Source organism: Rickettsia endosymbiont of Culicoides newsteadi, assembly GCF_002259525.1.
GTDB lineage: Bacteria > Pseudomonadota > Alphaproteobacteria > Rickettsiales > Rickettsiaceae > Tisiphia.
In genome coordinates this window covers 1-11,649 of record NZ_MWZE01000036.1, presented here as the reverse complement: position 1 = coordinate 11,649, position 11,649 = coordinate 1, and the positions used below count along the sequence as shown (strand labels likewise).

Sequence of the window (11,649 nt, the reverse complement as noted above, 5' to 3'; positions counted from 1 at the left end):
GAATTTTGGAGTATGACTCAATTACCGATTTTGATCCCTACTTCCCTACATTGTTACAAAAATTGTAGGGTACTATGCCCAACAGCTTCTTTTTGTTCTCTGGTAAGGCTAGTTTGCCGATTAGGAATAATTCTGGTATTTTCTTGAACAACTTTACTCATAGTTGACCTGGCTTTGTTGTTGACTTCTGATGGCTCATATTTTTTCAATATTTTGTGTTAATATATTTAGTATATAGTATTTTATCGCTGCACTAAGTGATATAAGAAAAATAATTTTTATTCTGGCGTCATTGCGAGACCACATAGTGGTCGTGGCAATCCACACTTATTGGATTGCTTCGTCGGCTTACGCCTTCTCGCAATGACGTTTTTACCCTGTCATTTCCGCTTACTATTGTCATTCCCGTGTAGGCTGGAATCTAAGACCCCTGCTTACGCAGGGGTGACAATTCTTCTACGCAGGTATGACATTTTACACTAATGATGAGGAGGATAATGGTCAGGACTCTCTCCACCTATTGCTATATCATGTACACCGCTGTCAGCAGAGGTGTCATGGGCAGAAGTCGATGCCCCATGTTCATCATAAGTAGTTGCTGCAGTACTCTTTTCAGTGAAACATTTCTGTATTAATTTGCCTCCTGGTAGTTTGATAGCATGATTAAATTTATCCATCTGATCGAGAACCTGATCCATACTTATCCCCTTAGTAGGAATCTTGTCATGAGTATTTTGTACTAACTTAATAAGTTCTTTAATTTTAGGTTGCATAGATTTAGGGATGACTGGTTTACTGTTAGTTGGAAGCTTAGCACAATCTTGAGGGGTAAACTTCAATGCTGTACCATACATTAACGCGGCTATGTCATCATCTTTTTTTACCCCTAGCCCTTGTCCAAAGCATTTAAATAAAGAAAGAGGGGCTTTTGTACTACCTAAAGTTAAAGCTTGCCAAAAATTTATAGAAGCGGTACTCCAACTAGCATCTATTTTCTCCTGTGATTCATTCCTGCCTTCCATGTCATCTGCTAATTTATAATAATATTCTCCAAAATTGTAAAACTCTTCTGCTGTATTTAAATCTTTTGCTTTTGCCATAATCTTATCCTCCTATTGATTTATAAAATACCGAAACCGTTTCTAGATGTAATACTGTTAATTTTCTTAGAATTATGGTTTTTAGTAGCTATTGTTGTCTTATTGTAATTTGGTAGATTCTTTGTTAAATCCAATGCTTTGGATTTTAACTCTTTTGCTTTAGTATCTTGGATATTTTTCTCAGTAAAACAGCTCTGTATTAATTTGCCAGATGGAAGCTTGATAGCATGGTTAAATTTATCCATCTGATCAAGGACTTTTTCCATACTTATCCCCTCACTAGGAACTTGCTTATGAGTCTGTTTTACTAATTTCACCAACTCATCGATTCTTGGTTGCATAGATTTAGCAATTACTGGTTTATTTTCATCTTTAATATTATTAGCACAATCTTTAGGAGTAAATTGCAATGCTGTGCCGTACATTAGAGTGGCTACATCATCATTCTTGTTTACACCTAATCCCTGTCCAAAACATTTGAATAAAGAAAGAGGGGCTTTTGTACTACCTAAAGTTAAAGCTTGCCAAAAATTTATAGAAGCAGTACTCCAACTAGCATCTATTTTTTTCTGTGGTTCACCCTTATCTTCCATGTCAACAGCTAATCTATAATAATATTCCCCAAGGTATTGAAACTCTTCTGCTGTGTTTAAATCTTTTTGTTTTATCATAATTTACCACCTACCAGCTCTGCCTTTTTTGGGATCAAGAGCTTTAGCATTAGGAGTTTCATTAGGTGTTATTGTTCCATTTTTCTCTCCAGTAGCAGTTTTTCCTGCTGCTGTTGACTGTTTTTGTCCATAGCCTAATTTCTCTTTTATTTGTTCTACCTGTTCCGTTACTTTATTTGTACGTTCTTTCTCATCATAGTTAGGAATTACTTGTTGTTTATCTGAACTTTGTTGCAATGACATAGCAGTAGGTGCAGAACTTCCATCTGGCAACAGTGAAAGAGAAGGTTCTTGTACTACCTCTCTACTTGTTTCTTTAACTAAGGGATTTGAGGTAATTTCATGTATTTTATGCAAATTTTGTTTTAATAGTTGAGAAAGCTCTTCATCACGCCCTGTTCGCTTAGAAGCTTCTTCAAGACGACGAACTTTCTCAGCACATTCATCCATTATTTTATAATGTTCTGCACATTCTGCTTTCTTGACTTCAGCTAAACCATGGTGATGCTCATGATATTTCCTTGTATTAGCCAAAGAAACTCTTTCTGGATGATTTGCTGGTAGATGGGCAACTTTTTCTTCAAGCTTCTTGATGTTTTGTATTTCATTAGAATGGAGTTTTTTCTCCTCTTCGGCTGTTTCGTCGGTTTGTTTAATATGTTGCCAACGTCTTTTTTCTTCTTCTATTTGTGCCGGGGTTTGGGTTAATTTTTTCTTAGTCTCTGCATCAATTTCCCTACCTTCTTCGATAGCTTTTATTGCATTATCTAAATGTTTACTCTCTTCTTGTTGTTCCTTGAGATAATCCTTATGAAAAGAATCAAAAGTTTTATATACCCCTGCTACTTCTGCCCGCCTTTCTATTTCCTCACGGGCTTTTTCTGCCGCTTCCTCTTCTATTCTTTTGACTTCAGCAGCTCTGTTTTCTTCATTAATCAAAGCAACAATTGCTGATTTAACCCGTTGTTCTTCTTCTTTAAGAGTCAATTCTAATTGTTCAAACATTTCCTTAATATTGGCAAATTCTGCAACTTCCGGATGAGCATCAAGAACATTGGCAAGCATAGACTTTAATGATTCGAAAGTAACTGGGTTCAAGTCCTTTACACGACCTTTGATATCATTAACAACATTCATTATTTGAGCAAAGTCTGCACTATCTTTCTTCTTCCCTTTATCATCCTCAAAATTATCAGCCATATATCGTGTTTTCAACGTGTTTAAACCTTGTTAGCAATATTTACGTTTTTAATTAAATATAACCTGCATTAAATAGTCAACTAATTTTTTATTAAAATATAGTTATTTTTTCTTAATAAAGACAATGTTCAATAATTCACTGGCATCAGATATGGTTTTGATGGTTAGTACCCCCTTAATTTCGTGTGGTATTTTAGCAATATTTTTTTTTATTTCTTTCGGAGATGATTAGTGTGGTAATATTTTCTCTATAGCTAAATTATTGATATATCAAAGTTTTACAACTAATCAGCAACCCAATAGTCATTTACAATGAATTCAATTTAAATTAACATATAATTTTTTGATACTCGATAATCAAGTTTTTTTGCAGATTTGAATAAAATATAGGTTCATGGTTTTCATCCCTGCTTAACTTAGTGTCATACCTGCTTTGGTGCGTGGTCTAGATTCCGCACCGAAGCGGGAATGACAAATTTTGCGTTTAAAGATAGCTCTGTAAAAAACTTGATTATCGAGTTAAAGGCGATTTAATTGCCACTGCTTGGCAACTAGATTGGACTGTCGGCATCCATAAAAATTTTGTTCATTTAGACCGACGTATTTATTATAATCAATTAAAACAGATAATATTTTTATATTATAAGTTAGAACAACAGAAAAAATTATAATTGGAAATATATAAGACTTGATTGATTTATATAGGGTTGTAACTTAAATATAACAAAATACTTATTATTTTAAGAAGCATATAATAAATTATTTGCTAGTATTTTAATTTTTAGTTTAATATACTTTATAATTAGAATAATGTAATAGGAGTTATATGGAAGATATTAATGATTGGCAAGAAAAATATGAATCTTGTAAATATGCTGATAGGTTACTAAGTAAATTATCTGAGCTAAATCAGCAAGTAACTATACCTGTAAATATTAATGAGATTACAAAAGGTATATATTACGCCAAAAAGTATCATGGTAGCCAAATGCGACAATCCGGTGATCTATATTACTCCCATCCGATAGAGGTAGCGTATATGGTTGCCGAATATACCGCACTAAATATGCCAAAATATTACAGAACTGATATGATCATTACCAGTTTACTACATGATACTATTGAAGATACAGCTTTTACCGAAGAGATGATTGGTAGAGTTTTTGGTGAGCAAGTTGCTAGTCAAGTGGTAGATTTGACTCGGGTGAAATCTTATGGAAAAATCAGTGCGGCAGAGACAATGAGTATATTATATTCTCAAAATAAGAAAGATATTTTAGTAATAAAACTATTTGATCGAATTCATAATATGCAAACTATTGGTGCAAAATCTCCTGATAAGATTAAGAAGATAGTTGGTGAAACAGCACAGAGTTTTCTAGCGGTATGCACTTATTTTGGCTATATAAATTTGGAGAATTATTTGTATAAATTATGCCATAACTCTGTATCTAGAGAACATAATACCAACGAACTAGAAATTTTGTAATTGCAAATTTAAACATATACTAAGCATCGCGTAACTTCTCCAACATTGCAAAATGACGCAGACCAAATCCATAGGCCACAAGGAAAGGCACAAATAATATTACTATGCCCCAATTACCAAAATACTCTATTAAGTAAACTAACCCAAAAGAGACCACAACATACATTATTGCCCGTATCATAGCACAAGATATACTGATACATCTAAAACGTTTAAATACAGGAAATTGCTTATAAAATATTGATACTGCTGGAAATGCCCCTGTCTGAAATAGCAATATAAAAAACTGCAATAATAATAAATAGAAAGGTGATGAGATATCAGTTAATAAGTATGGCAAGAATATAATAATACTAGCACAAATTACTAATTTTATTTTTAAAATTTTTAGTGGACATATCTTATAACTCAAATAAGTAATTATAATACTGGTAATTAGCTCTGCTATTATAACAAGCAAGTTATGATTAATAATTTGTTCAGCACTATAATTTAAGGTACTTTTCAGTATAGTAGCACAATGTATATATACAAAATAGAAAATAATTGGTCCTGTAGATTCAATTGATAAATAAGCTAATATAGTTTTTGTATTAACTTTTTCATTTAGCATTTCTTGATTAGTAATATCTTTTTTCTCAAAACCGAAAGTTTTAAGTTTATTTAGCAGCCTTCTGGTTGCATCAGCAAATTCTGGAGCTTCTCTAAGCCGTATTCTTGCCATAGCTCCCACCAAGGCAATCATTGCACCAAATAAAAAAGCATATCGCCAACTAAAGCTATATGCAGTAACCAGTGCTGCAATACCTAAAGCACATACTCCACCTAAATCAGCAAATATTGAAATACAACCAACAACAGGATATTGTATTGGTGGCTTAGTCATTTCCGTTAAATATAATTGAACCCCTACTACTTCTCCTAAGGATGACATACCTTGCACTATCCGACAAATAGTGATTAATACCGAAGCGGTAATGCCAATTTGGGCATAAGTCGGCAAAATAAACATCATCAAACAAGAACATGCCATCATGAAAGTTGTGACAACTAGTGTAGTTTTACGACCTACTTTATCGCCTATCCAACCAAATAGCAAAGCCCCAATTGGTCGAAAAACAAAAGTAGCACAGAAGGAGAAAGCTGACAAAAGAGTAGTAGTGTGCGGATCACTCTGTGGAAAAAACAATTCATTCAACAATACTGCCATATGAACATATAGCATTAAGTCAAAATATTCAAGCAATGTTCCTATTGACAGCAACCCAACAGCTTCTTTTTGTTCTCTGGTAAGGCTAGTTTGCCGATTAGGAATAATTCTGGTATTTTCTTGAACAACTTTACTCATAATTAACTCAAATAATTGTTTTTTCGGAATAAGTAGCCGAGTTTCTAAAAGCAATAGGTAAATCACCACACTCTTTTGCCAATTTCTCATCAATTGACTATAGCTCAGAATTTTCTGGAAGCAATTTTACTACCACGTGATTTCGCTAATTTAATTATTTTCTTTCTTTGTATCTTGGCTACTATTGACAATAGTTGATTGTTGTTGTCTCGTCAATTTATTCTTTTCTTCTATGTAATTAAGAAAAAAATGAGTAAATATTAAAAACCCAATTATCATCGGAATAAAAACAAATATAATAGCATTGCGTTTTCTAATAGATTCTTCACGATCTAAACGATCCTCTTGCTCCTCGTATGTTTCTCCTAATTCATTACGCCATGTATCTTCTTGATCTGAATTATCTTGATCTGAGTTGTTTTCTAGCATTTTATACCTTTTATTAAATATTATTTACAATAACTTAGAGATTAAACTATAAAAAAATTATACACAAGTATAAATTAAATTAAATTAATATTTAATCTTTACTTATATTAATTTAAATTGAATTTATTGTAAATATTATTGAATTTTTAGTTAGTTATCTTCGGCAATTTCCTAGTTTAATTCATTAAATTCTACTTTAGCAAATAATTTTGTTTGAAGTGTCAATAATTCTGAATGATTATTTGAACTTTCTTCTGCCAATTTATTAGCTTTAGTTAAAAGGTCTAAGTCTCTAGCTAGATCAGCAAAAAAGAATCTTATCTCACCACTTTGCTTTGTTCCTAATATTTCTCCGCTACCTCTTAACAGTAAATCCTGCTCAGCTATATAAAAGCCATCATTACTATTTCTCATCACTTCAAATCTAGATTTTGCAAGTATAGTTAATTTTTGAGGATCATATAGAAGAATACAATGAGATTGTAACATTCCACGTCCAACTCTACCTCTTATCTGATGTAATTGAGCTAAACCAAACTGCTCGGCATTCTCTATGACGATTAAGGTGGCATCTGGGACATCAATACCCACTTCAATTACAGTTGTTGCAATAAGAATTTTAATATTACCATTCTTAAATTGTTGCATAATCGCATCTTTTTGTTCATTTTTCATTTTGCCGTGTATAGTAGTTGTAATGTTAGGGTAGGCGGTTTCAATGCTAATGAATCTGGTATTAACGTCAGTCAGCCCAGTAGACCTCTTGCAAAACTCTACTTCTGCTGGTAATCTGGACAATGATGCGGTACTCGAATCCTCCCGTACATTAGAGTACGCTGCGGTTCTGCGTTCCGCGTCTCCTTCAAATTCCTCAGCATAAGCGAGTTTTGCAAGAGGTCTAGTGTTTTTTTCCTGGGTTACTAACTCTTCATCAGTTTGATCGATAAGGGGGCATATCCAGTAAATTTTTTCTCCAGATGTTAGTTTTTTATCCAAAACGGAAATTACATTATTTAGTTTTGTTTTGGGTAAGATGCTAGTAATAATTGGTAGTCGATTTTTTGGCTTACTGGTTAATTTAGAAATATCCATATCTCCAAACATAGTCAAAGTAAGGCTTCTAGGAATAGGGGTGGCTGTCATTACTAAAACATCGGGATATGAAGCTTTATTAATTAAATCAAGCCGTTGTTGTACACCAAATTTATGTTGCTCATCAATGACAATATAACCTAGATTTTTAAAAATTACTTTTTCTTGAAATAATGCATGAGTGCCAATTAATATATCAATATCTCCGTTTTCTAGCTCTGATAATAGCTTATTGCGTTCTTTGCTAGATATTTTTCCAGTAAGTAAACCAATCTTTATTCCGCTTTCACTTAAGGCTTTAACAAAGAATTGGTGATGTTGATTTGCTAATAAATCAGTAGGAGCCATTAGTGCAGCTTGAAATTTATGATATACTACATTGACTATTGTTAATAAAGCTACCAGGGTCTTGCCAGACCCTACATCACCTTGCAGTAAACGCATCATTTCTGTAGGAGATAATTGATCTTTTTCAATTTCTTCAATGACTTTTTTTTGGTCATATGTTAGTTCAAATCCTAATATTTTAAGTATTGATTGTTGTAGCTGAACGGATTTAGTAAATGAATTACCTTGTTTTAATTTTGTTTGTTGACGGAGATGTTGTAATGATAGCTGGTTAGCAAATAGTTCTCTTGCTGCTAATCGTCTTAAGGATTGAGTTTGTAATTTAGTATCATGAACTTGGTATAAATGCATGATTTTTAAATCATTTAATAAAGATTCAATATAATCCTTTATTTCTTGAAAATTTTTAGGGATACTGTTACACTCTTTTTCAAGCAAATCAATAGCCTTTATTATATAGGAATAAAGTTGCTTATTAATTATTCCATAAGTTAAAGGATAAATTGATTGTATAGAGTTGGTAAGTTTTTTATCAAAAATAAATATTGGGTGAGATATTTGAGCTAAGCTAGAGAATATTTGTACCTTGCCTTCAATTATTTGCTTACTACCTATCGTAAGTTTATTTAGCAGAAAATAAGGTGGTCTATTAAAAAATATCAGTAGAATAGAACCGGTCTCATTAGATACTAAGATTTTTAAAGGCTGCTTTCTGCTTTTAGGAACAAGAATTTCTTCAATTGTTACTTCCGCTTGAATTAACTGTCCATTTTTCAGTAAAGATAAATTGGGTGAAATTGTTTTAACTTGATAAGAAGTAGGGCGGTAAAATAGCAAATCTCTTAAATTGATGATCCCCAATCTTTTAAGTCCATCAATTATATTATCACTAACGTTAATATGTGATTTAATTGGTAGGAAAAAAAACTTACTGATAGTTAACATGTTTTATTACTATATAGTTTTGTCTTTTTAATGTCATACCTGGGAAAGCAGGTATCCAGATTCCCGCCTACGCGGGAATGACAAGGGACTTAGTGTTCCCCTGCGTAAGCATGGGTCTAGATTCCGCACCGAAGCGGGAATCTTAGTGCATAAAAATATCGATATCGTTCCAGCCTATCAGATCCAAATTAGCTCTAATAGGTAAGAATTTAAAAATTTGTTTTGCAAGGTCTAGCCTATTTTCGGCTAATAATCTATCTTGTAAGATAGAACGTAGCTGATGTAAATAAAGGACATCTTTGGCAGCATATTCTTTTTGTTCTTCCGTAAGCTCATTTCTTCCCCAATAGGAAGATTGTTGTTGTTTAGAAATTTGCACTGAAATCAATTCGCGACATAAATCTTTTAAGCCATGGGAATCAGTGTAGGTTCTAACCAATTTAGAAGATATTTTGGTACAGAAGATATTCTCTAAATCAATTTCAAGATATTTCTTTATTGCGGCTAAATCAAATCGAGCATAGTGAAATATTTTACACCGATTTTTATCAAGTAATAATTTTTTTAAATTAGGTGCTGCATAGTTCTTGTCAATAAAGTTTACTAGATAAGCATCACCATCACCATTACTCATTTGCAAAAGACATAATCTATCCCTATGCACTTTTAATCCCATCGTTTCTGTATCGATTGCTAAGTCTCCATCAATATTAAAATTTTCTGGAATATCATTGTAAAAAACTATAGTACTAATAATAACCTCCTAATCTTTTATATTGCTTACCACATATTTTACGGTAAATACCTGTTCTGTTGGAGACGCCACTCCTAAAACTCTTCTAGCTTCTTGGTCAAGCATATCCTTGTCTAGAGATTCTGGTCTAAGTAGTTTTACTTTATGTTCAAGTTCAACACGTTCTGCCCTTAAAGTTTCTAGCTCACTATAGGCTTTTTCCAGTCGTTGATTTAATGTAAAATAAGCAATAATTCCCCTATTACCATAAATAGAATGGAAAATAAAATAAGCTAATAGTAAAGAAAGCAAAACATTAAATATTATAATTTTGGATCTTTTAACTAAATCAATAAGATATTGATAATTCATAATATTTTAATAATAAAAATAATATTGGGGCGGTGAGAATTATGCTGTCGAATCGGTCTAAAACGCCTCCATGACCTGGTATTATAGTGCCACTATCTTTAATAGCAAATTTGCGTTTGAAATATGAAATAAATAAATCGCTCATTTGTGCTATTAGTGCTAAACAAAAAGCTGCTATAATTAAGTGCCGTTTGTTTAACAAATAGTAAGTTGGCAAATCAAACCCTGGCAGCAAACTCAATAAAAATGCCGCAACCCCGCTAGCTAATACTCCTGTGATTAATCCACTCCAAGTTTTGTTAGGACTAATCTTGGGAGCAAGCTTAATACCGCCTATATTTTTCCCGCCAATCATAGCAAATATATCAACTGACCATATTATAGTAAAATAGAGTAATAATAGCCACCGATTTTTATCTTCAGTAGCAATTATTACTAAAGATATAATAGGAATGGGAATAATAATCAACCCAAATAATCCATAAAGAAAGGACGATTTGGTTATTGATGGTTTGGTCATCTGATACCATTCATATAACATACCTACGGCAATTAATAACATCAATATATAAAATAACGACTTGATAGATATTATCGATATAATAAATACCGGTCCTATTACTAAGGCTGATAATACTCTCATGAATATATTAGACTTTTTCTTACCTGCCACCAAAAGTCCTCTTCCTTTTTGAGTAATCATCTAATGCTTCTAATAAATCTTGTTTGTCAAAGTCAGGCCAGTATTTAGGTGAAAAATATAGTTCAGCATATGCGATTTGCCATAATAATAAATTGCTGATTCTATATACCCCACCAGTGCGAATTAATAAATCTACATCTGGCATTTCTGGATCATACAGATAATTAATAAACTCATGTTCACCAATATTTGTTTTACCAGAATCGATAATTTTCTGACAGGCATCAACAATTTCTGCTCGCCCGCCATAGCTAAAAGCAAGACAAAGAGTTATTTTATTATTATGTTTTGTTAATTCCATAGCATCATGAATTTGTTTTTGTAACACGGAATCCAACAAATCCAATTTACCGATAATTTTTATTTTAACCCCATTCTTGTGCAGTGCCTCAGTCTCATTTTTTAGATAATAACGTAATAATTTCAATAAAAATGTGACCTCAGTCTTTGATCTACGCCAATTCTCTAATGAAAAAGTATAAAGTGTAACGTAAGGTATATTAAGTTCTATAAAATTTGCTAATAATTTTTTTACTTTATCAGCACCTACTCTATGTCCTTCAAATTTAGGTAGGTCTTTCCCTAATGTCCACCTAGCATTACCATCCATGATGATAGCTAAATGATTTACTTTGTTGATTGTACTCATATTTACTTTTGTATTATATAGCTAATCTTGGTAAGTTTTTAAATGTTATCCCTATTTTGGTACAGGAATCTCTATATCTCGCAATTGTCGAAAGTTAGAAGAAGATGTGGGTTTTAGATATCTTTTCTGTCATTGCGAGACCACGCAAGTAGGTCGCGGCAATCCATCTTTGGTTACTTTTATGGATTGCTTCGTCGACCTGCGGTCTTCCTCGCAATGACGTTACCCCATATACGACTTTTAAACTACCAGGTCTAAAACCGCTGCTTCTTCTAACTTTCAATAGTTATGCTCTAGACCCCTACCTTCGCAGGGGTGATAGCTGCCCTTGTGTCATATATGGACGAGTGAATTTGTCAAGAAAGAAAATAAAAAAATAGAGCCACAAAGGAAGCGGTCATATATTCGGCATCGAGTGCCATAATGGTTTCTGCATTCTTATAAATATCCTTGAGTGACCTCTCATTCCCACGGCTTCTAGAGCCTCGACATAATTACGGATTTTATTCAGAATACTTATTCATTAACTCTTTAACTTTCGTTCTCTTTATTGTTACTATTCTTTACTCA

11 protein-coding genes are annotated in these 11,649 nt (G+C 32.8%); 1 reads left to right on the top strand and 10 read right to left on the bottom strand.

What is annotated here, in order from left to right; translation table 11 throughout:
- Window positions 1-479: 479 nt before the first annotated feature.
- From RiCNE_RS03695 to RiCNE_RS03685, 3 genes are read right to left on the bottom strand one after another with little or no spacing between them, the layout of a single operon-like run.
- Window positions 480-1,100, bottom strand: a complete 621-nt coding sequence (locus RiCNE_RS03695) for a hypothetical protein (protein WP_094649271.1) — start codon at window positions 1,098-1,100, stop codon at window positions 480-482.
- 20 nt (window positions 1,101-1,120) lie between these two features.
- Window positions 1,121-1,771, bottom strand: coding sequence for a hypothetical protein (locus tag RiCNE_RS03690; RefSeq protein WP_094649270.1), 651 nt, complete (start codon window positions 1,769-1,771; stop codon window positions 1,121-1,123).
- Between the two features lie 3 nt (window positions 1,772-1,774).
- On the bottom strand, window positions 1,775-2,971 hold the full coding sequence (locus RiCNE_RS03685; RefSeq protein WP_094649269.1) for a hypothetical protein: 1,197 nt from the start codon (window positions 2,969-2,971) through the stop codon (window positions 1,775-1,777).
- Window positions 2,972-3,797: 826 nt separating this feature from the next.
- On the opposite strand from RiCNE_RS03685, the gene RiCNE_RS03680 reads away from it, so the two are divergent.
- Window positions 3,798-4,460 carry an HD domain-containing protein gene (locus RiCNE_RS03680; RefSeq protein ID WP_094649268.1) on the top strand — a complete coding sequence of 221 codons (663 nt, stop codon included), beginning with the start codon at window positions 3,798-3,800 and terminating at the stop codon, window positions 4,458-4,460.
- A gap of 19 nt (window positions 4,461-4,479) precedes the next feature.
- Here RiCNE_RS03680 and RiCNE_RS03675 read toward each other — a convergent pair whose 3' ends face one another.
- The 7 genes from RiCNE_RS03675 to uppS all read right to left on the bottom strand — a co-directional run bounded on the left by RiCNE_RS03675 (window position 4,480) and on the right by uppS (window position 11,079).
- Entirely contained in the window at window positions 4,480-5,808 is a 1,329-nt protein-coding gene (locus RiCNE_RS03675; RefSeq protein ID WP_094649273.1) for an MFS transporter, read from the bottom strand.
- A gap of 150 nt (window positions 5,809-5,958) precedes the next feature.
- Complete coding sequence (locus RiCNE_RS03670; RefSeq protein WP_094649267.1) at window positions 5,959-6,237, bottom strand: RC1041 family protein; 279 nt, start codon at window positions 6,235-6,237, stop codon at window positions 5,959-5,961.
- A gap of 171 nt (window positions 6,238-6,408) precedes the next feature.
- A complete protein-coding gene (locus RiCNE_RS03665) occupies window positions 6,409-8,622 on the bottom strand; it encodes an ATP-dependent DNA helicase RecG (RefSeq protein WP_094649266.1) in 2,214 nt (737 codons plus the stop codon).
- A gap of 142 nt (window positions 8,623-8,764) precedes the next feature.
- Entirely contained in the window at window positions 8,765-9,376 is a 612-nt protein-coding gene (locus RiCNE_RS03660) for a ribonuclease D (protein ID WP_094649265.1), read from the bottom strand.
- A 9-nt stretch (window positions 9,377-9,385) separates the two neighbouring features.
- Window positions 9,386-9,727: an FtsB family cell division protein gene (locus tag RiCNE_RS03655; RefSeq protein WP_094649264.1), complete on the bottom strand. Its 342-nt coding sequence runs from the start codon at window positions 9,725-9,727 to the stop codon at window positions 9,386-9,388.
- Window positions 9,705-10,430, bottom strand: a complete 726-nt coding sequence (locus RiCNE_RS03650; RefSeq protein ID WP_094649263.1) for a phosphatidate cytidylyltransferase — start codon at window positions 10,428-10,430, stop codon at window positions 9,705-9,707. Before RiCNE_RS03650 ends, RiCNE_RS03655 begins: the two co-directional genes overlap by 23 nt.
- Window positions 10,390-11,079, bottom strand: coding sequence for a polyprenyl diphosphate synthase (gene uppS, locus RiCNE_RS03645; RefSeq protein WP_192866928.1), 690 nt, complete (start codon window positions 11,077-11,079; stop codon window positions 10,390-10,392). The genes RiCNE_RS03650 and uppS overlap by 41 nt, the downstream gene beginning before the upstream one ends.
- Window positions 11,080-11,649 lie beyond the last annotated feature (570 nt).

Coding starts and splice junctions, on each gene's coding strand:
- RiCNE_RS03695 (WP_094649271.1), bottom strand. CDS start 1,100: ATGGCAAAAGCAAAAGATTTAAATACAGCAGAAGAGTTTTACAATTTT.
- RiCNE_RS03690 (WP_094649270.1), bottom strand. CDS start 1,771: ATGATAAAACAAAAAGATTTAAACACAGCAGAAGAGTTTCAATACCTT.
- RiCNE_RS03685 (WP_094649269.1), bottom strand. CDS start 2,971: ATGGCTGATAATTTTGAGGATGATAAAGGGAAGAAGAAAGATAGTGCA.
- RiCNE_RS03680 (WP_094649268.1), top strand. CDS start 3,798: ATGGAAGATATTAATGATTGGCAAGAAAAATATGAATCTTGTAAATAT.
- RiCNE_RS03675 (WP_094649273.1), bottom strand. CDS start 5,808: ATGAGTAAAGTTGTTCAAGAAAATACCAGAATTATTCCTAATCGGCAA.
- RiCNE_RS03670 (WP_094649267.1), bottom strand. CDS start 6,237: ATGCTAGAAAACAACTCAGATCAAGATAATTCAGATCAAGAAGATACA.
- RiCNE_RS03665 (WP_094649266.1), bottom strand. CDS start 8,622: ATGTTAACTATCAGTAAGTTTTTTTTCCTACCAATTAAATCACATATT.
- RiCNE_RS03655 (WP_094649264.1), bottom strand. CDS start 9,727: ATGAATTATCAATATCTTATTGATTTAGTTAAAAGATCCAAAATTATA.
- RiCNE_RS03650 (WP_094649263.1), bottom strand. CDS start 10,430: ATGATTACTCAAAAAGGAAGAGGACTTTTGGTGGCAGGTAAGAAAAAG.
- uppS (WP_192866928.1), bottom strand. CDS start 11,079: ATGAGTACAATCAACAAAGTAAATCATTTAGCTATCATCATGGATGGT.